The 24,848-nt window shown below is 68.6% G+C and carries 27 protein-coding genes; 16 read left to right on the top strand and 11 right to left on the bottom strand.

Annotated elements, in window-relative coordinates:
• Positions 1-12 precede the first annotated feature (12 nt).
• From ACQPYH_RS20590 to ACQPYH_RS20600, 3 genes are all read left to right on the top strand, one after another.
• A complete protein-coding gene (locus ACQPYH_RS20590; protein WP_432893690.1) occupies positions 13-447 on the top strand; it encodes an SRPBCC family protein in 435 nt (144 codons plus the stop codon).
• Positions 448-533: 86 nt separating this feature from the next.
• A complete protein-coding gene (locus tag ACQPYH_RS20595; protein WP_432893692.1) occupies positions 534-857 on the top strand; it encodes a plasmid stabilization protein in 324 nt (107 codons plus the stop codon).
• A gap of 15 nt (positions 858-872) precedes the next feature.
• Complete coding sequence (locus ACQPYH_RS20600; RefSeq protein WP_432893694.1) at positions 873-3,242, top strand: phosphoketolase family protein; 2,370 nt, start codon at positions 873-875, stop codon at positions 3,240-3,242.
• Here the strand turns inward: ACQPYH_RS20600 and ACQPYH_RS20605 are convergent.
• From ACQPYH_RS20605 to ACQPYH_RS20620, 4 genes are all read right to left on the bottom strand, one after another.
• The gene (locus tag ACQPYH_RS20605) at positions 3,239-3,853 is read right to left on the bottom strand and encodes a UdgX family uracil-DNA binding protein (RefSeq protein WP_432893696.1); all 615 of its coding nucleotides are present in this window, start codon (positions 3,851-3,853) and stop codon (positions 3,239-3,241) included. The genes ACQPYH_RS20600 and ACQPYH_RS20605 overlap by 4 nt on opposite strands.
• Positions 3,854-3,881: 28 nt before the next feature.
• Entirely contained in the window at positions 3,882-4,286 is a 405-nt protein-coding gene (locus ACQPYH_RS20610; RefSeq protein ID WP_432893698.1) for a vitamin K epoxide reductase family protein, read from the bottom strand.
• Between the two features lie 68 nt (positions 4,287-4,354).
• Positions 4,355-5,260 carry a DUF929 family protein gene (locus tag ACQPYH_RS20615; protein WP_432893700.1) on the bottom strand — a complete coding sequence of 302 codons (906 nt, stop codon included), beginning with the start codon at positions 5,258-5,260 and terminating at the stop codon, positions 4,355-4,357.
• A 99-nt stretch (positions 5,261-5,359) separates the two neighbouring features.
• Positions 5,360-6,802, bottom strand: coding sequence for an FAD-dependent monooxygenase (locus ACQPYH_RS20620; RefSeq protein ID WP_432893702.1), 1,443 nt, complete (start codon positions 6,800-6,802; stop codon positions 5,360-5,362).
• 86 nt (positions 6,803-6,888) lie between these two features.
• On the opposite strand from ACQPYH_RS20620, the gene ACQPYH_RS20625 reads away from it, so the two are divergent.
• Both ACQPYH_RS20625 and ACQPYH_RS20630 read left to right on the top strand, forming a co-directional pair.
• Positions 6,889-7,491, top strand: a complete 603-nt coding sequence (locus ACQPYH_RS20625) for a TetR/AcrR family transcriptional regulator (RefSeq protein ID WP_432893704.1) — start codon at positions 6,889-6,891, stop codon at positions 7,489-7,491.
• Positions 7,492-7,501: 10 nt separating this feature from the next.
• Positions 7,502-8,128 carry an SAM-dependent methyltransferase gene (locus ACQPYH_RS20630; RefSeq protein WP_432893706.1) on the top strand — a complete coding sequence of 209 codons (627 nt, stop codon included), beginning with the start codon at positions 7,502-7,504 and terminating at the stop codon, positions 8,126-8,128.
• On the opposite strand, the gene ACQPYH_RS20635 is transcribed toward ACQPYH_RS20630, so the two are convergent.
• Positions 8,103-9,227 carry an MFS transporter gene (locus tag ACQPYH_RS20635; protein WP_432894441.1) on the bottom strand — a complete coding sequence of 375 codons (1,125 nt, stop codon included), beginning with the start codon at positions 9,225-9,227 and terminating at the stop codon, positions 8,103-8,105. The genes ACQPYH_RS20630 and ACQPYH_RS20635 overlap by 26 nt on opposite strands.
• Before the next feature lie 104 nt (positions 9,228-9,331).
• Here ACQPYH_RS20635 and ACQPYH_RS20640 point away from each other — a divergent pair, with 104 nt between their 5' ends.
• Both ACQPYH_RS20640 and ACQPYH_RS20645 read left to right on the top strand, forming a co-directional pair.
• A complete protein-coding gene (locus ACQPYH_RS20640) occupies positions 9,332-10,198 on the top strand; it encodes an AurF N-oxygenase family protein (RefSeq protein ID WP_432893708.1) in 867 nt (288 codons plus the stop codon).
• 56 nt (positions 10,199-10,254) lie between these two features.
• Positions 10,255-11,442, top strand: a complete 1,188-nt coding sequence (locus tag ACQPYH_RS20645; RefSeq protein WP_432893710.1) for an FAD-dependent oxidoreductase — start codon at positions 10,255-10,257, stop codon at positions 11,440-11,442.
• On the opposite strand, the gene sigJ is transcribed toward ACQPYH_RS20645, so the two are convergent.
• Positions 11,405-12,304, bottom strand: a complete 900-nt coding sequence (gene sigJ / locus ACQPYH_RS20650; RefSeq protein WP_432893712.1) for an RNA polymerase sigma factor SigJ — start codon at positions 12,302-12,304, stop codon at positions 11,405-11,407. The genes ACQPYH_RS20645 and sigJ overlap by 38 nt on opposite strands.
• Before the next feature lie 93 nt (positions 12,305-12,397).
• On the opposite strand from sigJ, the gene ACQPYH_RS20655 reads away from it, so the two are divergent.
• Entirely contained in the window at positions 12,398-12,838 is a 441-nt protein-coding gene (locus ACQPYH_RS20655) for a YybH family protein (RefSeq protein WP_432893714.1), read from the top strand.
• Here the strand turns inward: ACQPYH_RS20655 and ACQPYH_RS20660 are convergent.
• On the bottom strand, positions 12,828-13,604 hold the full coding sequence (locus tag ACQPYH_RS20660; protein ID WP_432893716.1) for a serine/threonine-protein kinase: 777 nt from the start codon (positions 13,602-13,604) through the stop codon (positions 12,828-12,830). The two genes, ACQPYH_RS20655 and ACQPYH_RS20660, sit on opposite strands and share 11 nt — an antisense overlap.
• A gap of 163 nt (positions 13,605-13,767) precedes the next feature.
• The gene (locus ACQPYH_RS20665; RefSeq protein WP_432893718.1) at positions 13,768-15,492 is read right to left on the bottom strand and encodes an ABC transporter ATP-binding protein; all 1,725 of its coding nucleotides are present in this window, start codon (positions 15,490-15,492) and stop codon (positions 13,768-13,770) included.
• A gap of 105 nt (positions 15,493-15,597) precedes the next feature.
• Between ACQPYH_RS20665 and ACQPYH_RS20670 the strand changes: the two genes are divergently transcribed.
• The 3 genes from ACQPYH_RS20670 to ACQPYH_RS20680 are packed head-to-tail and all read left to right on the top strand — an operon-like array spanning position 15,598 to position 18,282.
• Positions 15,598-16,917: a sensor histidine kinase gene (locus tag ACQPYH_RS20670; RefSeq protein WP_432893720.1), complete on the top strand. Its 1,320-nt coding sequence runs from the start codon at positions 15,598-15,600 to the stop codon at positions 16,915-16,917.
• Positions 16,914-17,546 (top strand): response regulator, encoded by a 633-nt coding sequence (locus ACQPYH_RS20675; RefSeq protein WP_432893722.1) that lies wholly within the window; start codon positions 16,914-16,916, stop codon positions 17,544-17,546. The genes ACQPYH_RS20670 and ACQPYH_RS20675 overlap by 4 nt, the downstream gene beginning before the upstream one ends.
• A gap of 55 nt (positions 17,547-17,601) precedes the next feature.
• The gene (locus ACQPYH_RS20680; protein WP_432893724.1) at positions 17,602-18,282 is read left to right on the top strand and encodes a hypothetical protein; all 681 of its coding nucleotides are present in this window, start codon (positions 17,602-17,604) and stop codon (positions 18,280-18,282) included.
• On the opposite strand, the gene ACQPYH_RS20685 is transcribed toward ACQPYH_RS20680, so the two are convergent.
• Positions 18,256-18,897 (bottom strand): class I SAM-dependent methyltransferase, encoded by a 642-nt coding sequence (locus ACQPYH_RS20685; protein ID WP_432893726.1) that lies wholly within the window; start codon positions 18,895-18,897, stop codon positions 18,256-18,258. The genes ACQPYH_RS20680 and ACQPYH_RS20685 overlap by 27 nt on opposite strands.
• A 44-nt stretch (positions 18,898-18,941) precedes the next feature.
• On the opposite strand from ACQPYH_RS20685, the gene ACQPYH_RS20690 reads away from it, so the two are divergent.
• Genes ACQPYH_RS20690 through ACQPYH_RS20705 form a run of 4 tightly spaced genes read left to right on the top strand, consistent with a single transcriptional unit; the run spans position 18,942 to position 22,168 of the window.
• The gene (locus tag ACQPYH_RS20690) at positions 18,942-19,337 is read left to right on the top strand and encodes a YciI family protein (RefSeq protein WP_432893728.1); all 396 of its coding nucleotides are present in this window, start codon (positions 18,942-18,944) and stop codon (positions 19,335-19,337) included.
• Entirely contained in the window at positions 19,334-20,521 is a 1,188-nt protein-coding gene (locus tag ACQPYH_RS20695) for an RNA polymerase sigma factor (protein WP_432893730.1), read from the top strand. The genes ACQPYH_RS20690 and ACQPYH_RS20695 overlap by 4 nt, the downstream gene beginning before the upstream one ends.
• 17 nt (positions 20,522-20,538) lie before the next feature.
• Positions 20,539-21,714 (top strand): acyltransferase family protein, encoded by a 1,176-nt coding sequence (locus tag ACQPYH_RS20700; RefSeq protein WP_432893732.1) that lies wholly within the window; start codon positions 20,539-20,541, stop codon positions 21,712-21,714.
• A 16-nt stretch (positions 21,715-21,730) separates the two neighbouring features.
• Complete coding sequence (locus tag ACQPYH_RS20705) at positions 21,731-22,168, top strand: SRPBCC family protein (RefSeq protein WP_432893734.1); 438 nt, start codon at positions 21,731-21,733, stop codon at positions 22,166-22,168.
• Between the two features lie 8 nt (positions 22,169-22,176).
• On the opposite strand, the gene lexA is transcribed toward ACQPYH_RS20705, so the two are convergent.
• Positions 22,177-22,830, bottom strand: coding sequence for a transcriptional repressor LexA (gene lexA, locus ACQPYH_RS20710; protein ID WP_432893736.1), 654 nt, complete (start codon positions 22,828-22,830; stop codon positions 22,177-22,179).
• A gap of 69 nt (positions 22,831-22,899) precedes the next feature.
• On the opposite strand from lexA, the gene ACQPYH_RS20715 reads away from it, so the two are divergent.
• Entirely contained in the window at positions 22,900-23,697 is a 798-nt protein-coding gene (locus tag ACQPYH_RS20715; protein ID WP_432893738.1) for a TIGR02569 family protein, read from the top strand.
• Here ACQPYH_RS20715 and ACQPYH_RS20720 read toward each other — a convergent pair.
• A complete protein-coding gene (locus ACQPYH_RS20720; RefSeq protein WP_432893740.1) occupies positions 23,655-24,833 on the bottom strand; it encodes a Cmx/CmrA family chloramphenicol efflux MFS transporter in 1,179 nt (392 codons plus the stop codon). The two genes, ACQPYH_RS20715 and ACQPYH_RS20720, sit on opposite strands and share 43 nt — an antisense overlap.
• Positions 24,834-24,848 lie beyond the last annotated feature (15 nt).

Genomic DNA, 24,848 nt, shown 5'->3' on the forward strand with positions numbered 1-24,848 from the left:
TACTGGGGGTGCGTGAGCGAGAACGAGTGTCTGATCGAGGCGAGCGTCGAGGACGTGTTCGCGATTCTCACCGACGGTTGGTCGTACGCCGCGTGGGTGGTGGGCGCATCGAGGATCCGTGACGTGGACCCGCCGTGGCCGGAGCCGGGCGGCCGGATCCATCACTCGGTGGGGGCGTGGCCGTTCTTGCTGGATGACGTGACGACGGTCCTGGAGTACGAGCCGTCGAGTCGACTCCGCCTGCAGCTCCGTATCTGGCCCGCCGGCCGCGGCGAGGTCGAGTTCTGCGCCACCGAGACGCCCACCGGTTGCCTCCTGACAATGACCGAGCGGGCAACCAGCGGCCCGATCTCCCTACTCCCGGACCACCTCGCCGACCTGATGCTCCACCCCCGCAACGCCGAAGCCCTCAGTCGCCTGAAACTCCTGGCCGAGAAGCGCTCCTGATCTCCGACGAGCGGGAGTTCCGGCTAGAGCAGCGATTGACTGCGGGGACTCCGGGTACCGGCGGATTGGGTGAGAGGAGCAACGACATGCCTGCAGGGTCGAGTCCGAAGCGGGAGCGGCAGTACGAGCACATCAAGGATGGGCTGAAGAAGCGGGGCCGTAGCGAGGGCACCGCCGAGGAGATCGCGGCGCGGACGGTGAACAAGGAGCGCGCGCGGTCCGGTGAGGCGAAGGAGAAGAGCCGTACGTCGACGCACGACATCTCCTCGAGCCGGCGTGGAGGCCTACGGTCGCACAGCGGCTCCAAGGGGCGCACCAAGGAGCAGCTTTACAATGAGGCGAAGCAGAAGAACGTCAAGGGTCGCTCGAAGATGACGAAGGCCGAGCTCGCGAAGGCGGTCGGCCGCTAGCTGGGGGAGCCAGCCGTGCAGCAGACCGACGCCATGCCACTGACCGACGACGAACTGCAAGGCATCGACGCCTACTGGCGTGCAGCGAACTACCTGTCCGTCGGGCAGATCTATCTACTCGCCAATCCACTTCTCCGTGAGCCGCTGCGGCCCGAGCACATCAAGCCCCGGCTGCTCGGCCACTGGGGTACGACGCCCGGGCTCAACCTGATCTACGCGCACTTCAACCGCGTGATCAGGCAGCGCGACCGCGAGGTCCTGTTCGTCACCGGGCCCGGCCACGGCGGCCCGGCGCTCGTCGCGAACACCTGGCTCGAGGGCAGCTGGACAGCGGAGTACCCGAACACCACGCAGGACGAGGTCGGCATGGGCCGGCTGTTCAAGCAGTTCTCCTTCCCGGGCGGCATCCCGAGCCACGTGGCCGCGGACGTCCCCGGGTCGATCAACGAGGGCGGCGAGCTGGGCTACTCACTCAGCCATGCGTACGGCGCTGCCGCGGACAACCCCGAGCTCGTCGTGGCCTGTGTCGTCGGCGACGGCGAGGCGGAGACCGGTCCGCTCGCGGCGTCCTGGCACTCGAACAAGTTCCTCGACCCGGTGCGCGACGGCGCCGTACTGCCGATCCTGCATCTGAACGGATACAAGATCGCGAACCCGGCAGTGCTGGCGCGGATCGGCGATGACGAGCTGTCCGCGCTGCTGCAGGGGTACGGATACGAGCCGCATCTGGTCGAGGGCTCCGAGCCGGCCGAGGTCCACCAGGCGCTGGCCGCGACGCTGGACAGGTGCATGGACCGGATCGACGAGATCCAGGTGGAGGCACGATCTGCGCCCGAGCCGCCGCCGCGACCCACGTGGCCGATGATCGTGCTCCGTACGCCGAAGGGCTGGACCGGCCCGCAGATCGTCGACGGGGAGCCGGTCGAGAACACGTGGCGGGCACATCAGGTCCCGCTGTCCGGCGTACGGACGAACGAGGACCATCTCCGCCAGCTGGAATCGTGGATGCGCAGCTACCGGCCCGAGGAGCTGTTCGACGACTACGGCCGTCCGGTCGCGGCGCTCGTCGAGCTCGCGCCGGGTCCGGAGCTGAGGATGGGGTCGAACCCGCATGCCAACGGTGGTGTGCTGAGCCGCGACCTCGAGCTCCCGGCGGTCGACGAGTACGCCGTACCGGTGAAGTCGCCCGGCGCCGAGGACGGTGAGCCGACGAAGGTCTTCGGGGCGTTCCTGCGAGATGCCTTCCGCCTCAACAGCGACAACCTGCGTCTGTTCGGCCCGGACGAGACCGAGTCGAACCGGCTGACCGCCGTCTACGAAACGACCGGCAAGCAGTGGCAGGCCGAGCTGCTCGACACCGACAACCACCTCGCCCGCGACGGTCGCGTGCTGGAGATCCTGAGCGAGCACACCTGCCAGGGCTGGTTGGAGGGATACCTGCTGACCGGTCGGCACGGGCTGTTCTCGTCGTACGAAGCGTTCGTCCACATCGTCGACTCGATGGTGAACCAGCACGCGAAGTGGCTGAAGACGATCAACCGGCTGGAGTGGCGCCGGCCGATCCCGTCGCTGAACTACCTGCTCACGTCGCACGTCTGGCGACAGGACCACAACGGCTTCTCGCACCAGGACCCGGGCTTCATCGACCATGTCGTCAACAAGAAGGCCGAGGTCGTCCGCGTCTACCTGCCGCCGGACACCAACACGCTGCTGTCGACGATGGACCACTGCCTGCGGACCCGGAACTACATCAACGTCGTTGTCGCAGGCAAGCAACCGCAGCCCAACTGGCTCGACTGGGAGGCGGCCTCACTGCACTGCGCGCGGGGCGTCGGCGTGTGGGAGTTCGCGAGCAACGACGAGGGCGAGCCGGATGTCGTGATGGCCTGCGCCGGCGACGTACCGACGATGGAGACGCTGGCCGCCGTCGACCTGCTGCGCGAACACCTGCCCGACCTGCGGATCCGGGTCATCAACATCGTCGACCTGATGCGGCTGCAGTCCGAGGGCGAGCATCCGCACGGGCTGCCGGACGCCGAGTTCGACGCGCTGTTCACCACGGACAAGCCGGTGATCTTCGCGTACCACGGCTATCCCTGGCTGATCCACCGGCTCACCTACCGTCGGCGCGGACACGACAACCTGCACGTCCGCGGCTACCTCGAGGAGGGTACGACGACCACGCCGTTCGACATGGTCGTCCGCAACAACCTCGATCGCTACCACCTGGCGATGGACGTGATCGACCGGGTGCCGTCGCTGGGCAGCCGGGCGGTGTCGACGCGGCAGTACTTCGCCGATCAGCGCGCCCGTCACCACGCGTACGTGACGACGTACGGCGAGGACCTCCCGGAGGTTCGAGACTGGCGGTGGACCCCGCGTTAGTCGAGTAGCGCGACCGCGGCGCGGAGGTCGTCGACGAAGAGACCGAGATCGCGGGTGAAGTCCTGCGAGCGGACGACCGCGGAGGGGTGGACGGTCGCGATCGCGGTGCCGCCGTCGGGGAGCTCGAGTTTCTCGCCCCGGTGCTGCGTCACTTTGAAACTCGGGCCCAGCAACGACCGTGCGGCGACGGCACCCATGATCACGACCAACGCGGGCTTCACGATCTCGAGCTCGCGCGCGAGCCACGGGTGGCAGGCGGTGATCTGCCCGGCGGACGGCGTCTTGTGGATCCGCCGTTTGCCCTCGCGCTCGAACCGGAAGTGCTTCACAGCGTTTGTCAGGTAGACGTCCGACCGGTCGATCCCCGCCTCCTCCAGCGCACGGTCGAGCAACCGCCCGGCCGGACCGACGAAGACGTGGCCTTCCTTGTCCTCGTGATCACCGGGCGTCTCGCCGACCAGCATCATCCGCGAGCGGACCGGCCCTTCACCCGCGACGGCCCGCTCGGCGTCCTCCCACAACTCACACCCACGACAGTCCCCGAGCGTGGCGCGAACCTTCCGCATCCCACCGTCGCGGGGCACCCACTTCTCAGCCCCGGCAGTTTGCATAGCCCACTTGTACCCGAGCGGCACTAAATCATGACGTCGGCGGGATCAACGCCTGCCGGATGATGACGAGCGCGAACAGGACCAGCGTCAGGCCGTGGACCACCGTGCACCACAAGCAGATGGCGTTGATCTGGAACAGCTCGGCCCAGATCAGGTAGCAGATGAACACGACCCCGACGAGTACGGCGGCCAGGCGCAGCCGAGCCGGCCACGGTGACGACGTACGCCAGAGCGGAGGCACCGAAAGCGCCGTCATGCCGACGAAGAAGCCGAGGCCGAGCAGGGCGACCGGGATGCCGAACACCTTCGAGTACTGACTACTGGTGACCTTGGCGCAGTTCACGACACCCGTGTCCGGGCACGCGAGCGTCGTACCAGCCGTGAAGTGTTCGTAGGTCAGGTATCCGGCGACCGCCAGACCTGCGATTGACACCACCAACGTGGCCCATGGGATCCAGCCCAGTGATGTCTGGGAGGACCGCTGTGCTGTGTCGCTCACGGTCAGCTGCCGCTGCCGAGCTTCGAGGCCGCCGCGGTGACGGCGGAGCTGGTGCACACGTTGGCCGGCTGGTTGTTGGTGATCTTGCAGATCGCCGCCGTGTACACGTTGGCCGACGCGATGACGGCCTTGGAGATGTCGTTGTTCGGGTCCTTCAGCGCGTCCGCGACCTGCGCCTGGGTCTTGCCGGCCAGCAGCTGCGGGCTGTACGTCGCGCCGGACGACACGAACTTCCCGCCGATGTCGATGAACGGGATCGACCCTTCACTCGAGACGTACGGCGGCTTGTTGTACGTCTCGAACGTCTTCTCGTCGTCGGCGGCCGGGGTGTCGAGCGGCTTGTACCCGTTCCCCTCCTGCTCGTTCGTCGTCGTCTCGACGCCGGTGAAGGCGAGGTACTGACTCGTGAACGTCGCGCCGTGGAACGACAGCGTCGGCGTGTTCGGGAACTCGTCCGCGGATGCCGAGTGCGTCGTACCGAGGTTGCTGAACGTGCCGAACCGGGACAGCGCGACCGTCACCGGCCAGCGCTCGGCCGCGCAGAACGGGCAGAACTCGGCGCCGATGTAGAGCACCTTCGGCTTGCCGTTCGCGGTCAGTGCCGGCGCGGTGATCGCGGACGGCACCGCCTTCACGCCTTCCGTGCCGACCGTCGAGAACGTCGACTCCGGGATCGAGGAGAGCGCGGTGATGAGGGCCGCGTCGGCGGCGCCGGTCGGACCGGTCGCCGTCTTCTTGCCGCCGCCGACCAGCCGGATCGTCACCAGCCCGCCGACGATCACGATGACCAGGACGACCGCACCCACCGCGAGCAGAAGGCGCCGCCGGCGCTCCGCCGCCTGCTGGGCGGCGAGCTGCGCTGCGATCCGCTCCCGGGCCGCAGCCTTCTGTTCGACACGCCTTGCCATGACTCTCCTCTGATCGCGCACGGGCTCCTGAAAGACAACTATCCATCGGTCCCGGAAGTTCCTGTCCTTCTGTCACCGCGAGATTACAGATCGCGAGAGTTACGGCAGATACGAGGTCAGGGTCCCGGGCGTCAGGCCGGCATCGGAGCGAGCGGCAACGTGCTGGTCCGGCCTCACCAGTAAAGCCCCATCGGCAAGCAGACCGGCCCACTCCATGCCGTTGCCGATCCGGTGGACGCGGACCGTGTCGCCGAAGTCCGGCGCGTCCGGCCCGGCGATGACGACGCACTCCGGCCCGCAGAGATCGAGCGTGGATCGGCCATCGGGCAGCTCGACGTGGGGCAGGCGCGTACCTACCTGACCCGTCAGCGCATCGACGTACCCGTCATCTGCGTAGTTGTAGCGCGACATGATCGCGCCGGTGTCGATCTGCTGCGCCACATCGGCGGCGTTGCTCGGTGTCTCGATGCCGTAGCGCGCGAAGAAGTCCGTACGGATGCGGGCCTGCTGGGCCGCGAGTACGGCGCGCGGCCGCCGCTCAGGCTCATACGTGTCCAACAGCTCTGGCGCGGCCTGTCCTTTCAGCACCATCGCGAGCTTCCACGTCAGGTTGTGTACGTCGGCGATCCCGGTGTTCGCGCCGTACCCACCCCACGGCGCGCGCTGGTGTGCGGCGTCGCCGGCGAGGAAGACACGGCCGCGGCGGTACTCGTCGGCGACGTGGACGCGGGTGTCCCAGGTGCTGCTGGCAAGGATCTCGACGTCGACATCGTCCTTGCCGATCGCGGCGTGGAGCTGCTCGAGCACGTTGTCCGGGGGAGTGTCGTCGTACTCGAGGTGGAACGACCACTCGTCGGTGTTGTTCTTCGCGAGGATCATGCCGCGGACGACCTCGTTGGCGATATCGCACTGGCTGAACGTGCGTCCGGTGACGAGCTCGGTCAGGTCGGCCCGCACGAACGCGTTCAGGTATTTGTGGGTCGGCGGCAACGTCCAGCCGGTGATGCCGAGCTTGGTACGGATCGGGCTGCCGGTCCCGTCCGCGGCGAGCAGGTAGTCGGCTTCGAGCTGCTCACCGCCGATCGTCGCCGTCACGCCGTCAGGCCCGGCGGTGAACTCGGTGAGCTCCGTGCCGAAGCGCAGGTCGCCGCCGCGTTCGCGTGCGATGTCGGCCAGCACCGGCTCCAGCAGCACCTGCGGGCAGAAGCAGAAGTTGGACGGGCTGGGGTCGAGACCGAGGCCCATCTTGTGGATGTTCTTGAGGTCGAGCGCCTCGGAGTCGATCAGGTTCCGGCCGTGGCGGGCGCCGCCGAAGGCTCCGGCCTTCAACGCAGTCGCCGCGACCTCCTGCACCCGGTTCTCGATGCCGAGCTGCCGGAACATCTCGACGGTCCGGATGTGCACCCCGCGAGATCTCGGCAGCACCGAGGCGCCCGTACGGCGTTCGACCAGGACGAAATCCACCCCGTGGTACTGCAACATGAGTGCTGCCGACAGGCCGACGAGCCCGCCTCCGACGATCAGCACCGAAGTTCGCGCCATGATGTTCTCCTACACTCGGATCTAAAATTACACTCGACTATAAAGTTATAGCTCGATGTAAGCTGGTGTCGCAAGGAGGTGCCTGAATGGCTGGCTTGCGGGAACGTAAGAAGGCGGAGACCCGCGCGCGGATCGCGGACGTCGCGCTGCGGCTGTTCGCCGAGCGCGGCTTCGACCAGACCACGGTCGCGGAGGTCGCCGCGGCGGCGGATGTGTCGGTGAAGACGGTCTTCAATTACTACCCGGCCAAGGAGGATCTGTTCTTCGACCGCGCCGAGGAGATCGAGCAGCGCTGGCTGGAGGCGGTCGCCGATCGGCAAGACGGCGAGAGTCTGCTGGCTGGTCTGCGGCGCCGGTCGTTGGGGCGGTTCGCCGACCATCCGAACGGACAGTCGGCACACTTCCGCCGGGTCCTGGCCGGCAGTCCGTTGCTGCAGGCCAAGGGCCAGCAGATGTGGGCGTGGCATGAGGATGCGGTCGCTGATGCTCTGGCTGCAGAGGTGGATGAGTTGACCGCGCGGATCCTGGCGCATCAGATCTTCAACATCCATCCGCTCGCCCTCCGCATGGTCGAGCGATGGACCGAGGAGGGACTCGAGGCCGACGAGATCCGGGAGCGAGTGCTCGCGTTGGTCAATCGTGCTTTCGACCTGCTCGACCGCAGCGTGGCTGTCGGCGGTGCCGTTTAGGGTTCCCGCCATGGATTGGAAGACGTGGCACGAGCGGTACGACGACCCCGAGTCCGAGCTGTCGCGACGCCTCGAGGCGGTGAAGGAGCAGGTCCGCGCGGCACTCGACCGAGCACCCGCCGGTCCGGTGCCGGTGGTGAGCCTGTGCGCCGGCCAAGGCAGGGATCTGCTCGAGGTGCTGACGGACCATCCGCGTCGGGCGGACGTGCAGGCGAGACTCGTCGAGCTTGATCCTGTGCTGGCCGCCTCCGCACGGGAACGCGCCGCGGAATTCGGCCAGGTGGAGGTCGTCACCGGCGACGCTTCACTGACGGATCAGTACGTCGGGCTCGTGCCGGCGGAGCTGGTCCTGCTGTGCGGGATCTTCGGCAACATCAGCGCCGACGACATCCGGCGGACCGTCGACGCGAGCCCGCAGCTGTGTCGAACCGGCGGAACGGTGATCTGGACCCGCCACCGGGAAGACCCGGATCTGGTGCCGTCGATCTGCGACTGGTTCGAGGCCCGCGGCTTCGAACGCGTCTGGCTGTCCGACCGCGACGCGGGGTTCGGCGTCGGCGTGCACCGCTTCTCCGGCGTACCTGAGCCGCTGATCACCGGGCAGAGCCTGTTCAGCTTCGTTTCGGGCCGAGTATGACGAGAGCCACGAGAAGGAGTACGGCGAGCGCGAGGTAGCCGGCTTCCAGTACTGCGATCGTCGCGACTGCGGCGACGAAGAGTGGGCCGCCCGCGTCACCGAGCTCACGGCCGAGCTCGGCCGTGCCCATGGTCTGTCCGAGTCGCTCGGGCGGAGTGCTCGCGGCCAGCGCCGCGAACCCGAGTGGCGTGATTACGCCTGTGCCTGCACCGATCAATGCGGCGGCGATCAGCAGGAACGCGACGCCAGGTAGTGCGGCGCAGCCGAAGCCGAGCGCCGCCAGACCCAGGCCGACCGTGATCCCGGTCCGGGTCGTCAGCCGTCCGGCGTCGAGCGCCCGGCCGGTCCGGGGCTGCACGACCGCGGCCGTTGCCGCCAGCAACGAAACGGCTGCTCCGGTGGCAATCGTCCCGAGCCCGTCCGAAGCGCCCGTGACCGGCAGGAACCCGACGCCCACCGACAATGCCGCCGTCGCGGCCGCCAGCGCCATGGTCGGTCGGAGGAACACCGGATCCGTGATCCGCCGCGCGAGATCGAGCACGGTCTGCCGCGTCCGCGGCAACGGAGGTACGACGGGTACGGCGACCAGCGCCCACACCGCCACGCTCGCGGCAAGCACCGTCATCACACCGAACAGCAGCCGGAACCCGCCCAGCCACACCAGCCCACCGCCGAGCAGCGGCCCCGCCGTGTACCCGATGCTCTTGTAGAACCCGTAGCTACCGAACGCGCGCCCGTGTTTGCTCGCCGGGTTCAAGCGCGCGACCAGCGTCGAGGCCGCGGGCGAGAACGCCGAGGCGGCCGCTCCTTGTCCGAGCCGTGCCACCCACAGCCAGCCGGGCCGGTCGACGAACACATAGGCACCTGAGGCAACAGCAAATCCGACCAGCCCGAGCAACAGCACCGGCCGCGCACCGATCCGGTCGGCGATGGTCCCGAACACCGGCTTCAACAACACCTCGGCACCGTCGTACAACGCCAGCAGGACACCGAGCGTGAGCAGCGACGTGACGGCATCGGCTGACGATCCGCCGAGGTTCGCCGCCACCGCGTGCGCGCCGAAGGCCGTTGTAAAGCCTGCCGCGTAGAGCGGCCACATCCGGATCACAAAGCCCGAGGGTATCCCGGGCGGGCGGCTTGCCGGATGGTGGGACAGCGGTTATGTTACATAGACGATGTCATATCGCATCGGAGGTGTGTGGGATGGATGAGACCGCTCAGCGGTTGCTCGGGTCGGCGACCCGGTTGTCCCGGGATCCGGAGACGGAGATCGACTGGGACGCGCCGGTCGGCGACGGGTACGGGATGTCGCCGGAGTGGAGCACGCTCTACGGCACGCCGTACTGGGACGAGCTGACCGAGGCTCAGCAGCGGGAGCTGACCCGGCACGAGTCCGCGTCGGTGGCGACCACCGGGATCTGGTTCGAGCTGATCCTGCAACAACTGGTACTTCGGGACGTCTACGACAAGCCGGCCCGGAGCGCCGAGTTCCAGTGGGCGCTGACGGAGATCGCCGACGAGTGCCGGCACTCGATCATGTTCGCGCGGGCGACCGAGCGCATGGTGGAGCCGGCGTACCGGCCGCGGTGGCTGGCGCGCGAGCTCGGGCGGATGTTCAAGACGGTCGCCACGGGCGAGTCGGCGTACGCCGCGATCCTGGTGGCCGAAGAGGTCCTGGACGTGATGCAGCGCGACTGGATGCGGGACCGGCGGGTCGAGCCGTTGGTGCGTACGGTCAACCACATCCACGTGGTGGAGGAGTCGCGGCACATGGTGTTCGCTCGCGAGGAGACCCGGGAGCGGCTGGCCGGAGCCGGTCGCGGACGGCGGTGGGTGAGTGCGCTGGTGATCGCGATCGCGGCCGACATGATCGTGTCGAGCATGGTCGGTCCGGCGGTCTATACGAACGTCGGTCTGGATGTGGATCGGGCGGTCCGTGAGGCGCGGCGGAACGAGCATCACCGGTCGTTGCTGCGGACGAGCTGCGCGAACTTGATGGACTTCCTCGGGTCGCTCGGCCTGCTGACGCCGGCCGCGTCCCGGGTGTATCGGCGGACCGGGCTGCTGTGAGCTACGCAATCTCCGGGGAGTGCTGCTCGGACGCAAGCTGCGTTTCTGTGTGCCCGATGAACAGCATTCATCCGTCGCCGGGCGAGCCCGGGTTCGGGACCGGGGCGAGCCTGTTCATCGATCCGCGGACGTGCATCGATTGCGGGGCTTGTGCTGACATCTGCCCGGTCGATGCTGCCCAGCCGGTCGAGAAGGCTTCGGCTGAGGACGTCGAGCGGAACGCTGCGTACTTCGCTGGGCAGGAGCCGCTGGACGCGACGGACCTCGACAGCTGGGAGGCGCCGACCTACCAGGTGTGGGGCGGTGGACCGCGGCGGGTGCTGGTCGTCGGGGCCGGGCCGGCGGGGATGTATGCGACGCGTGAGTTGTTGCTGCGGACAACAGCTCGGGTGACGCTGGTCGATCGGCTCGAGCAGGTCGGCGGGCTCGTGCGGTACGGCGTGGCGCCGGATCACCCGAGCACGAAGCAGATCATGCAGACCTTCGAACGAATCCTCCAGCACGAGCGAGTGCGCTGGTTGCCCGGAACGGATGCTCGTGAACTGCCGGACGGGTTTGACGCGGTGGTTCATGCTGTGGGGGCTCGGCGGAGCCGGCGGTTAGGGATTGCGGGGGAGGACGCGGCCTGTACTGCCGAGGACTTTGTTGCCTGGTACAACGGGCGGCCGGGGGCGGTCAGACCGGTGGAGCTTGTGGGTCCGCGGGCGGTGATTGTTGGGAACGGCAACGTTGCACTTGATGTCGCACGGATTCTGCTGAGCGATGAGGCGCGGCTACGGGACATGGACGTGTCGTCGGATGTCAGGCGGGTGCTAGCGGCCGGCGGTGTGAAAGAGGTCGTGCTGCTCGGGCGGCGCGGGCCGGGCGAGGCGGCGTACACGGACTCGGCTCTGAAGGAGCTATTGGCCGCGGCGGGCGATCGCGTCGAGCTGCGGCACCACGCCCGCCCGACCGCGTGGACCTCCGAAGGACTCGCGTTGGACGACGGTACGACGATTGCCGCGGGCAACCTGTTTACCGCGATCGGGTTCGAAGGGACGCCGATCGACGGACTGCCGTTCGACCCGGAGCGCGGGATCGTGCCGAACGTCCGCGGCGCCGTCGTCGGCCGGCCCGGGCACTACGTGGCGGGCTGGATCAAACGCGGCGCTCGCGGCGGGATCGGCGTGAACAAGGCCTGTGCGCAGGAGACGGTGATGGCGCTGGTCAGTTCGTCCAGGGCCCCAGCTTCTCCGGGTTCCTGATCGCCCAGATGTTCGTGATGTGATCGCCGTCCACGTCGAACGCGATCACGGTCTCGATCACGCCCTCGAACTGGATCACCAGACCGGGCTGGCCGTTCACCACGCGCTCGACGAGTTCGCGGCCGAGCATGAACACCGGAAGCCCGGCGAAGTACGACGCGACGTCTGTGCCGCCGTGCACCGGCTCGAGTGCGGCCGTCACGATACCGCCGCCGTCGGCGACCGCGGTGACCTCGGGGTCGAGCAGGCTGACGAGCTTGGCGATGTCGGTCGCCTCCCACGCCTGCTTGAACTGCCGGATGAGCTCCGCCCGGTGCGGGGAGGGCGCGGCCGGGAGTTGCGCGTCGCGGATCCGCCGCCGGGCCGAGGATGCGAGCTGACGGCAGGCAGCCGGAGTACGACCGACGATCTCGGCCACCTCCGGGAACGGGTACCGGAAAACGTCGTGCAGGATGAACGCAACGCGCTCGGCGGGTGTCATCGCGTCGAGTACGACGAGGAACGCCATGTTGACCGACTCGTCCAGCGTGACGCGGTCGGCTGGATCACTGGGACCGGCCGGCTGACCGGTGTGCCACTCGGTGCTCTCCGGGAGCGGCTCGGGGATCCACTCACCGACGTACCGCTCGCGCCGGGACCGCGCGGAGCGGAGCAGGTCGAGGCAGATCCGGCTGGCGACCTTGGTCAGCCATGCGGCCGGATTGTCGATCGCCTGCTGCTCGGCCGGCGTCATCGCGTACCACCGGGCGTAGGTCTCCTGGACCACGTCCTCCGCGTCGGCCAGCGACCCGAGCAGCCGGTAGGCGAGGTTGATCAGCTGCCGCCGCTCGCTCATGATCGCGCTCAGGCCGGGCTCGCTCATGTCGATCCTCTCCTCGTTCATACTCCGTACGACGGGGCAGCCCGGCGAACTGTGAGGTCTGACAGTCCGCGCCGCTGTCTCGTCGTAGCGATCATGACCACAGACAACGCAGTAGCCGAAGTAGATATCCGTGAGCGTATCGACAGCCTGCTCGACGCGGTCCAGACCGGGGACCTGGAGACGTTGAGGACGATCTTCGCGCCGAACATCGTCTCGTTCGACATCGAAGCGCCGCTGCGGCACCTCGGCGCGGAGAAGAAGATGTCGAACTGGGAGCAGGTCTTCACCGTCTTCCAGCTGCCGCTCGAGTACGAGACCCGCGACCTGACGGTGCTCGTCGACGGTAGCCTCGCGGTCGTTTACAGCCTCAACCACATGAACGCGAGCCTGGGCACCGGCGGCAAGATCGACTACTGGCTGCGCTGGACGTCGGCATGGCAGAAGATCGACGGACAGTGGATGATCGTGCACGACCAGGTATCGGTTCCGACGTACTTCCCAGAGGGCCGGGCGGCGATGGACCTCATGCCCTGAGCCAGGACGGCCACGGCTTGAGTTCGCCGGCCGTCTCCGCCAGGGCGGCGAGCCCACGCTGGGCCGTGGGGTGCGGCGCGAGGAGGAAGCGGAGGCTGTCGGGCAGCTCTCCGCAGGCCTCGGCGAGCGTCCGGCCGAGACTGTAGAGGTCCATCTCGGCGGAGACCGGCTCGCACGCTTCTTGTGCCGGCGACGCGTAGCCTTCGGTTCCGACCGGATGCCCGGCGGGCTGCTCGCTCCCGATCCGGCGCGCGCTGCCGTAGTCGATCAGCACCGGCCTGCCGTCCCGCAGTACGACGTTGTCCGGTTTCACGTCCAGGTGGGCCAGCTCGCGACGGTGCAGGTCCATCAATGCAGGCAGCAACTGTGCTCCGAGATTCGCCGTCTCGGCGATGCTGAGGAGTCCGTTGTCCTCGAGTTCGTCGGCGAGCGTGGGGCCGTCGACGTACTCGACGAGGATGTGGGGGATCGGGTCGTCGGTTCCGTCGGCGAGCAGCCGCGGGAGAGCCGGATGCAGGTTGCCGGCGAGTGCGGCCGTCTCGCGTCGGAGGGACTTGACCGCGCGAGGATGGTGAATCTGATGAGGGCGTGCAGCCTTGAGTACGGCGGGTGCCCAGAGCCGGACCGACCACGCCAGCCAGGTCTCGCACCGGTGGCCGATGCCGAGGCGCTCGATCGAGAACGTTCCGCCGGGCAGCTCGCAGCCTTCAGCCCAGTCCCAGACGGCGAGGCCGTCAACGTCATCGGTCGGGGTGTCGACAAGCATGGTGAGTCTCCGATAGAAGAGGTGAAGCCTGCCGCCGGGATGCGCCCCGGCGGCAGGCTGGTGGGTCAGCCGCGCGAGCGGCTGCGGGAACGGCTGCGGCTGCGCGAACGGGACCGGCTACGGGACCGTCCGTGGTGCATGACAGGCTTGATGCGCATGGTGTTCACCTCCTTCCGGCGAGTTGGTGGTCGAGAGTGACGACCCGGTCGGCGATCGCCGCCAGGTCGCGATCGTGGGTGACCATCAGCACCGTTCGGCGCGAGGTCCCAGTTGTCATCGCCCGGATGGCCTGGATCACGGTGGCGGCCGAGACCGGGTCGAGCGAGGCGGTCGGCTCGTCGAGCAGCACCATCGGAGCGGATGACACTGCGGCTCGGGCGAGCGCGACCCGGCGGCGCTGACCGCCGGACAGCCGTACGCCGCCTTCGCCCAGCGGAGTGTCGTAGCCGAAAGGCATCCCGTCGGCGAACTCGTCCACCAGGGCGGTCCGTCCGGCCGCGATCACGCCGCCGCGGGTCGCGTTCTGGTTGCCAAAGGCAATGTTCTCGGCGACCGTTGCGTCCAGCAACCAGGGATCCTGCGGGACGAACGCGAACCGGTCGCGCAGGCTGCGCTGGTCGCAGTCGCGGAGGTCCACACCGTCGATCAGGATCCGGCCGGCATCGACGTCGTACAGGCGGAGGAGCAGGTGGAGCGAGGTGCTCTTGCCGATCCCGCTCGGGCCGAGCAGGCAGACCGTCTCGCCGGCCGTGATGTCGAGGTCGAAGTTGTCCAGAACTGGGCGGCCGGGTTCGTAGCCGAAGGACACTCGCTCGAAGCGGACGCCGGAGCGCAGCCGGGGCGCCGGGCGAGCGTCGTACCGGTCCTCGACGACCTCGTCGCAGTCGAGTACGTCGCGGACGCGGACCGCGCTGGCTCCGGCCTTCGCGAGTACGACGGACAGACGGGTCAGGCCGCGGACGGGGGAGTAGAGGTCGCGGAGGTAGGCCAGGACGACGAGGAGCCCGCCGACCGAGAGCGCACCGGTCAGCACGTGGCGTCCGCCGACGACCAGGACGAGCGCAGTGCCGATCGCGAGCACGATGTCCGCCATCGGAGTCCAGCGGGCGTCCACGTCGATGGCGCGGAGCTCGACGTCGAGGACGGCGCGGTTCCGGGTGCCGAAGATCGCGGCGGCGCGGTCGATCCGGCCGAACGCCTGGACGGCGCGGACGTTGCGGAGCAGATCGGTTGTTGCCCCGGCCAACCGTCCGGACTCGGTCCGGGCGGCGTGCTGCGCGGCGCGGATCCTGCGGCGCTGGCCGACCGCGAGTACGGCGAGCACCGGGGCGACGGCCAGGCCGATCAGGGCGAGTTCGGGGTCGAAGGCAACGAGCAGGGCGAGTACGCCGGCCAGCATCACCGCGTCGGGCAGGAACGAGGTGGTCATCGCGACGACCGCGTCGAGGAGGCGGCCGACGTCGGTGGTGAGGCGGGACACCAGCTCGCCGCTCCGCATCCGGTCGTGCCAGCGGAGCGAGCGCGTCATCGTGCGCTGGAACATGGTCGCCCGGAGCGAGGCCCCGATGCGCTCGGCCGCGCCCTCGACCGTCCGCAGACTCGCCATGTCGAGCAGCCCGACGATCGCGGACAGCAGGACGCCGGCGGCCGCGGCCAGGACGAGCACGGCAAGCGGGCTCGCCCCGAGGCTCGCACCAAGCCCCGAGCCCGGCCCGGCTGCAGAGCCCGGCCCGGGGCGGAGGGCGTGGTCCACCGCTAGGGCGAGGGGCCAGGGGCGGAGCAGGACCGCGCCGACTCGCAGTACGACCAGGCCGGACGCGGCGGCGAGAGCGGGTAGCTCCGGTCGTGCGGCGGGCCCGGCGACTGCGAGCGACAGCGGAAGTTTCATGCCGACAACGCTCGCCGTCGGCTGGTCGGCTCCGGTAGTGCACCTTGGTACTAGGACCGTTGTCGGGCTGCCGTCCGGCGGTGGACGCACCCTACGATCCCTGACATGGGGAGACTCCGACGTGCGGACAAGGGACCGATCTCGACGGTCGGCCTTCTGGTGCGCTTCACAGCAGCCGGGTTGATCGTGCTGCTCTCGCTGGCTGCACTGATTGCGTTCGTCGCGCGGCAGGCCGGCGTGGAACAGGCGACCGAGTCCGCGCGACAGGTGACGTACGTGACCGCGCGGGGTGTGGTCGAGCCGCGGCTGGACGCAGCGGTGATCGCTGGGCAGCCCGGTGCGCTCACGGCGTTCGACCAGGCGATGCGGAGGTACGTGCTGCAGGGGTCTCTTGTCCGGGTGAAGTTGTGGAACGCCGACGGGCGGATCGTCTACTCGGACGAGCCGCGGTTGATCGGTCAGCAGTTCCCGCTCGGAGCCGAGGAGCAGGAAGCCCTGCAACGCCAAGGAAGCAGCGCATCCGAGGTCAGCGACCTGAGCCGGCCGGAGAACAAGTTCGAGATCCCCTACAAGAAGCTGCTCGAGGTGTACGTCGAGGTGCGCGGCACGAACGGTGAACCGATGCTGTTCGAGGCGTACTTCGAGTACCGGGCAGTCACCGAAGCCGGACAGGCAGCGTGGCGACGGTTCGCACCGCCCTCGCTGGGAGCATTGCTGGTGCTGGAGTTGGTGCAGATTCCGTTCGCGTGGTCGCTCGCCCGACGGGTGCAGCGGCAGCAGCGGGATCGCGAGCGGTTGCTGCAGCATGCGGTGGACGCGTCAGACGCCGAGCGCCGACGAATCGCGGGCGAGTTGCACGATGGCGTCGTACAAGAGCTGACCGGCTTGAACTACGCGCTCGACGCGATGCGGCTCGGGCATCCGACCGAGGGACAGCGGGCCGAGTTGATCGCGGACAGCGCGAGCCGGCTGCGCGGGAGTATCGGGTCGCTTCGCTCGTTGCTGGTCGACATCTACCCGCCGAATCTCGCCGAGGAGGGGCTGACGTCGGCGTTGGCCGAGTTGGCTGCCGGGCTGGAGCGGGCGGGGATCGAAGTACGGCTGGAGACCGACGGCGCGGAGGAGTTGCCGCCGGCAGTTGCCGCGTTGTTGTTCCGTACTGCGCAGGAAGTCGTGCGGAACGTTGCCGCGCACAGCGGGGCCGGCGAAGTACTGATCAAGGCCGGTCGTTCGGACGGGCGAGGGGTGTTGATCGTGGACGACGACGGGCGTGGATTCGATGATTCGCGGCTCGGGGAGCGCAGCAGCCGCGGGCACCTCGGGCTACGCTCGATCGGCGACCTGCTCGCGGAATCGGGTGGCACACTGACGGTCCGGGCCGCGCCCGGTCAGGGGACACGGGTGGAAGCCGAGGTACCGATGTGACGCGGGTGATCCGGGTGTTGATCGCCGACGACCATGCGATCGTCCGCACCGGCCTGTCCCAGTTGCTCGGTACTGCGGACGACATCGAGCTGGTCGGCGCTGCGGGCGACGGGGCCGAGGCGGCGACGATGGCGGCAGAGTTGCGGCCGGACGTCGTACTGATGGATCTGTCGATGCCGGGGACCGACGGGATCTCCGCGACCGAGCGGATCGTGGCGGCGTCGCCCGAGGTGCATGTGCTGGTGCTGACGTCGTTCAGCGATCAGGCGCGGATCCTGGATGCGCTGCAGGCCGGGGCCGAGGGGTATCTGCTGAAGCACAGCGAGCCTGAAGTGATCCTGGCTGGTGTCCGGGAGATCGTGTCAGGTGGTTCGCCGCTGGATCCGAAGGCGGCGCGGGTGCTGCTGACGAACCGGCGCTCGCCGGGACCCGAAACCAAGCTGACCGACCGCGAGCAGGAGGTGCTCGACATGGTCGGCGCCGGCCTGCCGAACAAGACGATCGCCCGACGGCTCGGGATCAGCGAGCGCACGGTCAAGGCACACCTCACGAACGTGTACCAACGCCTGGGTGTCACCGACCGCACCCAAGCAGCCCTCTGGGCCCAACGCCAACGCCGGGACAACTAGGTACTAGTACCAACGTCCGATACCCCCGAGTCGCCCCGTGCGGCACGCTCGAACCATGGACAACAAGGCGCACGAGGCGCACGGGGCGCACCAGGCGCAGAGCGCCCGCCCCGCGGGCGGGCGGGAGACCGCCGGCACCGTGGACGGGGCGCAGGGCCCCGCGGCTGCGGGGCGTGCGGAGCGCGCCGGCGCTGCGGCACACTCGCAGAGCGCCGCGCCCGCGGGCGACGCGCACGGCGCGGGTGGCGCGGAGCGCGTGGATGCAGGGTCTGGGGTGGGTGATGTGCGGCGGAGGCCTGTTGTGCTGCAGGCCGGGCGTAGTGATGACGTGGCGCCGCGGCGGTCTGCGCGGTATCTGGCGTGGGTCGGGAGCGGGGTGCTCGGGCTCGTGGCTGCGGCTGGGCTGGTCGCCGGTGGGACCGCAGTGTGGTCTGCGTTTGATCCGGGTACGCCGGGGCAGTCGCCGGCGCCGTTGTGGTTTCCGCCGCCGGAGACGATTACGCCGCAGAGCGAGCGGATCACCCCGACACCGACCCCGACCGTCGACGATCACGGCGGCGACCGCACTCGTACTCCGAAGTCCGGCAGCACGACCGAGCCGGGAGACGACAAGGGCGGCACCCGCCCGAGCACAGCGAAGACCACAGGGAAGAGCACGGCGACGTCGACGTCCGGCAAGCACGGGTCGGACGACTCCGGGAAGTCTGGTTCAGACGACGGGCCCAACCACCGCTGATCTGGCACGGCCCAGGATGTGCGGACGCGCCGGATTCGGCTGATCGGCAGGGAAATCGAACCGATCGAGCTCCTCGATCACGAACCCGGCCGCCTCGATCGCCGCCGCGGTATCGCGATGCAGATGACACCCGCCGGCGAACAACGACCATACCGTCGCATCCGCGAGACGCTGCATCGTCTCCAGCCGTCCGCCGTCCGCGGCAACATGCTCGTAGAACCTCAACTCGCCGCCAGGGCGGAGTACGCGAAGAGCCTCAGCCAGCGCCGCCTGCTGATCCCGCACCGAACACAGCACCAGCGACACCACAACCACATCGGCTGACCCGTCAGCAGCCGGCAACCGCTCCACCGTACCCTCGACAACCTCGACCGGCACAGGTGCTGTTGCAGCGGCCCGAAGTGCCTGAGCCCGCAGATAGGGCTCCGGCTCGACCGCGAGAACACGAGAGACCTCCGCCGGATAGTGAGCGAAATTGCCGCCGTCACCCGCGCCGACCTCGACCACCCGACCGGCCGCCCCGGCCAGCAGCCGCCGCCGGTGCTCGGCCGCGCCCTCCCGATCCATCGCAGGGCGCACTCGCGTGTACATCCGGGCGAAGATCGGGTGCTTCATGCGGACACGATGTCACCCGGGAATGTCAGAGTGTCGGATTGAGCGTGACCCCGATCGTCATCAGGCTGAAGCTACCGACCGGAGGTGTGCGGGTGAAGTACGTGCTGATGTTCATCGAGACCGAGGAGTTCGCCAAGGAGTTCGAGGCGAAGGGGCCGGCCGAGCGGGAGGAGGCCTATCGGCGGGTGTACCAGTGGTTCGACGACCACCGGGACAAGATCACCGACCGCGGGAACAAGCTCCAGGGCCCGGAGACGGCGACCACGGTCCGGCTGGACGGTGGCGTGGCGATGACCACCGACGGTCCCTTCATCGAGGGCAAGGAGGTCGTGTCCGGGTTCACCGAGATCGACGTCGCTGACCTCGACGAGGCGCTGCGGATGGTGAGGACCTGGCCGGCCTGTCCGGTGATCGAGATTCGTCCGGTGGCAGAGATGTGAGTACCGAGGACGAGCTGGCCCGCGTGGTGCGTGACCACGCAGGTCGGTTGGCCGGTTCTCTGGTCTCGCTGCTGGGTGACTTCTCCGCGGCGGAGGACCTGGTCCAGGACGCGGTCGAGATCGCGTTGAGGCGCTGGCCGGTCGAGGGCATCCCGGATCGGCCGGACGCCTGGTTGTTCACGGTCGCCAAGCGGCGCGGTCTCGACGTACTGCGTCGTCAGCAGAACTACCGCGCCAAGCTGACGGAGTTGCAGCGCCAGGACGACCACCCGGCACCGGACGACCGGCTGCGGCTGATCTTCACCTGCTGCCACCCGGCCCTCGCCCGCGAGGCGCAGGTCGCGCTCACCTTACGAGTGGTCTGCGGCCTGACGACCGCACAGATCGCGGCCGCCCTGCTCGCCTCCGAGTCCGCGGTCGCTCAACGCATCACGAGGGCCAAGCGCAAGATCACCGACGCCGGGATCCCGTACCGGATCCCGCGCGACGACGAGCTGCCCGAGCGCCTCACCGAAGTACTGACCGTCATCTACCTGCTCTTCAACGAGGGCTACCTCTCCAGTACGGCGGAACGCGCACACTCGCGAGACCTGGTCGACGACGCCGAATGGCTGACCGCGCTACTCCACGGCCTCCTGCCCAACGAGCCGGAGGTCGCAGGACTACTCACCCTCATCCGCCTCCACCGAGCCCGTACGGCGGCCCGCTTCACGCCGGCCGGCGAACTCGTCCTGCTCGAAGACCAGGACCGCACGCTCTGGGACCACACAGCGATCTCCGAAGCGACAGCCTTGCTCACCCGAACGGCCTATCGTCACCACGCGCCCGGCGCCTACCAGCTGCAAGCCGCCATCGCGGCCTGCCACAGCGAGGCGCCGACCTGGGCCGAGACCGATTGGCCCCAGATCCTGGTTCTGTACGACATGCTTCTCACGCTCCAGCCGAGTCCCGTGACCTGCCTGCACCGCTCCGTCGCGCTCTCGTTCGTCGAAGGACCGGCGGTCGCTCTAGCCGAGCTCGACCGGCTCGCCCTCGACACCTATCCCTTGTTCCATGCGACCCGGGCGCAGTTCCTCCGCGACCTCGGCCGCGATGCCGAGGCACGCCTCGCAGATGAGCGCGCGGCCGAACTGACGGCCAATCCGGCGCAACTCGACCTGTTGCGCGAGCGGCTGGCCCGCTGAGCCACCATGCTTTCTTCATGGGAGCTCAGGGGCGGGGCGAACGGTTGTGGTTTCTCGACTGGTTGCGGGTGCTGGCGGTGTTCGGGGTGTTCGTGTTCCACACCCTGCGGCCGTTCGACGACGGTGACTGGCATGTGAAGAACACTCAGACGAGCGAGGGGATCTCGATCGCGATCGCATTCCTCGGCTTGTGGGGTCTCGCGTTCTTCTTCATGATCTCCGGCTCGGCCGCCTGGTTGGCGTTGCGGTGGCGGACCGCGACGCAGTTCCTCAAGGAGCGGTCGATCCGTCTGCTGATCCCGTTCGTCGTCGCGTACGTGCTGCTGTCACCGCTGCAATACTTCATCGAGGAGCACCACAAGGGCCGGTCCAGCCAGTCGTTCTTCGGCGACGTACGGACGTTCTTCAGCGATCTCGCCGGACATGCGCCGCTGTGGTTGCGGGACACGTACCACCTCTGGTTCCTCGTCTACCTGATCCAGTTCGCCGTGCTCGGGCTGCCGTTGTTCATGCTGCTGCGCGGCCGGACGGATTGGATCGCGCGGAGATGTCAGCGCCGCGGCTCGATCCTGCTCCTCGCCGTACCGCTGGTTCCGGTGCATCTGCTGCTGCTCGCCGCGCCCGGTCCGGAGCACGGGTGGGGCGAGTTCGTGTTCTTCTTCGACTTCTTCGTCGTCGGGTATCTGGTGATGTCCGACGACGGCCTGATGGCAGCGGTACGACGGGACGCCGTGCCCGGGCTGATCCTCGGCATCGGCGCTTTCCTCCTCGGCGTCGTCACCGGGATCATCGACTTCCTCGACGGCTGGTGGCAGGACCCCGGCTACTCGTGGCAGTACCTCTGGTACTCGCCGCTCATCACGTTCGCCGTCTGGGGCTGGCTGGTCGCCGTGCTCGGCTTCGGAATGCGCGCACCGGCGTTCCAGCGCACGCTGCCGACCCCGCTCGCCCGGGCAGCGATGCCGTACTTCATCGTCCACCAACCGGTCATCCTCGCGATCGCGTACTTCGTCGTGCAGTGGGACGCCGCGATCTGGACGAAGTACGCCGTCCTGCTGCCGTCAGCCTTCGTCGTCTCGGCGGTATTAGCGTGGTTACTGTCGGCGCTCCCTGGGGTCCCGGTCCTGTTCGGCGTCAAACGTGTCGAATCCGGGGCCGTCCCGATCGTCAACAGATCGAAAGCATCCGACTGAGTAGGAGACTGGGGCAATGGGATCGATCGTCACGAAGATCGAGGTCGAGCGGACGGCGGACGAGGTGTTCGCGTACGTCACGGACCCGAACCACTTCACCGAGTGGCAGGCGAACGTCACCGGCGGACACCTCGAGGGCGGCGAGCCGGTCGTCGGCGCGAAGTGCCTGACCCGTCGCAAGATCGGCGGCCGCGAGCGGGACGTGACGTCGCGGCTGACCGAGTTCGACCCGCCGCGGGCGTGGGCTGTGCACGGCGACGAGGGGCCGATCCGGTCGACGGTCAAGGTGTCGGTCGAGCCGATCGCCGGCCGCGACGCGAGCACGGTGACGATCGACCTCGACTTCGAGGGTCACGGCATCGGCAAGCTGCTCGTGCCGCTGATGGTGGTCCCGCAGTCCCGCAAGGAGATGGTGCGGAACATGGCCCGGTTGAAGACCAACCTCGAGAGCTAGCCGCTGCCCTAGACGCTGCGGAGTACCGACACGACCACGCCGAGGATCGAGGCGTTGTCGCCGTCGATGACCTCGTACGCCGGGTTGCGCGGTTCGAGGTACACATGGCCGTTGCGGCGGCGGTAGACCTTCACCGTCGCCTCCTCGTCGATCATCGCGGCGACGATCTGGCCGGAGTGCGCCTCGGACTGCTGGCGGACCACGACGATGTCGCCGTCGCAGATCGCGGCGTCGATCATCGACTCGCCGCGGACGCGGAGCCCGAACACGGTGCCGCGCCCGGTCAGCCCGCGGGGGAGTTGCATGACGTCGTCGACGTGCTCGATCGCGGAGATCGGCGTACCGGCCGCGATGTCACCGACCACGGGGACCGGCACGTTGTCGTCGCTGGTGGACTGCATGCTCGTCTCCTGCAGGAACATCCGGACGTCGATCGGCCGGGAGACCGACGGACTCCGGCGCAGGAAGCCCTTCTCCTCGAGGCTGGCCAGGTGCTTCGACACCGATGACGAGGACCGCAGCCCGACCGCGTCACCGATCTGCCGACTGCTAGGCGGGTACCCGTGCCGGGTCACCCAGTCGCGAATCACCACGAGGATCCGCTGCTGCCGCTCCGGAAGAGCAGCGCTGTCGAGGTCGCCGAACAGGTCGAGATCAGTCACCGCAGAACCCTATAGCTCTCGGACCTAAAACCTGGTGAGCCCGCGCGCTGTTGATGGGAGGGTGCGGGGATGGGTGGTCCTTCTGAGGAAGTGCTGGACGCGTTCGGTCTGTCGGAGCCGGTGGTGTTGCTGCCGGGTGGGCAGGGCGAGACGTGGCGGTCCGGAGCGGTGGTACTGAAGCGCGCCGTTTCGGAGAGTGTGTGGCGGGCTGAGGTGTTGGACTGCCTACCTGGCTCCGAGGCGTTTCGGATACCTCGGCCCGTGCGGAGCCTTCGCGGTGAATGGGTCGAGTTCGGGTGGGAGGCCAGTGAGCTCCTCGCCGGTGCGACCGACGTCCGGCGGCAGGACGAGGTACTGACGGCAGCTGAGGCTTTCCACGAGGCTGTTGCAGGTTTGCCGCGGCCCGACTTCCTTGATGGGCGCAGCGATCCGTGGTCCGACGGGGATCGGGTCGCGTGGGGCGAGCAGTCGTACGACGGCAGTCCGGCGTACGGCGAACTCACGGCGCCGCTCGTTGACGCGTGGCGGCCGGTCGAGCTGGTGGAGCAGGTCGTGCACGGGGATCTGCCGGGGAACGTGATGTTCGCCGACGGGCTTCCGCCGGCGATCATCGACTGGCCCGTGTACTGGCGACCGCCGTCATGGGCGTCGGCGGTCGCCGTTGCCGACGCACTGTGCTGGTACGGCGCGGAACCCGAGCTCGCCGCGCGCTGGGCACACCTGCCCGAGTGGGGCCAGATGCTCATCCGCGCGTTGATCTACCGGATGACGACCGAGGACCTGGTGGCCGGGCAAGACTTCTGGGCAGGCGTCGCTCGCACGTCCTACGAGCCGGTCATCGAGGTGGCCCTCTCGTACGCCGGCTGACCAGCCGCCCGGATCGCGAGCGGAATGGTGCCGACGGCAAGTACTCCGAGCCCCGCGCCGATCCAGCCGACCGAGGAGTACCCGGCGCCCCCGTCCAGCGCGAGCCCGCCGAGCCACGGCCCGACCGTGATCCCCACGTTGAACGCGGAGATGTTGAACGCAGCGGCCAGCGTCGGCGCGGATCCGGCGACGCTGAACACCCGCGAGTTCACCGCCGGGTTGGACGCGAACCCGAACGTCCCGACCGCGATGATCGCCGGTACGGCGAGCCACGGAGTACGTGTAGCGAGCGCGAGCACGATCGCGGCGACGATCACGCCGGTCAGGCTGAGGGCCAGCGTGCTGAACGGGCGTTGGTCCGCGGTCCGTCCACTGACCGTGATGCCGATCAGCGCGCCGACGCCGTACAACGCCAGGATCGCGGGCACCCAGCCGTCCGACAGTCCGGTGGTGTCGGTGAGCAGAGGAGCGAGGTAGCTGAAGATCACCAGGATCGCGCCGGTCGACAGCGCGGTCGTGCCGTAGGCGAGCCACAGTTGCGGATTCGCCATGCTGCGCACCTCCTGCCGCAGCTCGGGAGTCCGCTCCGCCCGGCCCCGCGGGATCGTGGCGACGACACCGATGATCGAGAGCGCCGACGTCGCGGCAACCGCCCAGAAAGCGGATCGCCAGCCGAGGTGCTGGCCGAGCAGCGTGCCCGCGGGCAGGCCGACGATCGTGGCGACGGTGAGACCGCCGGCCAGGATGCTCATCGCCTTGGCGCGGGCCTCCGGTCCGGCGAGCTCGATCGCGGTCACCGAGGCGACCGCCCAGAATCCGGCGTACACGAAGGCTCCGGCGACGCGGGTCGCGAGGAGGACGCCGTACGACGACGTCAGCGCGCCGGCGACGTGGGTGAGCGCGAAGATCGCCAGGAACGCGAGCATCGCTGCGCGGCGGGACCAGCGCAGGGTGGTGACGGCCAGGATCGGCGCGCCGACGAGCATGCCGACGGCGAACGCCGAGATCAGCAGGCCGGCGGCCGGGATCGACACGTCGAGGTCGGTCGCGATCTCGGGGAGCAGGCCGGCGAGCATCAGCTCGGACGTGCCCTGGGCGAAGATCGCCAGGCCGAGCAGATAGACAGCGCGAGGCATGGATGTCCTCTCGGA

This window comes from Kribbella sp. CA-245084 (assembly GCF_050942355.1).
GTDB lineage: Bacteria > Actinomycetota > Actinomycetes > Propionibacteriales > Kribbellaceae > Kribbella.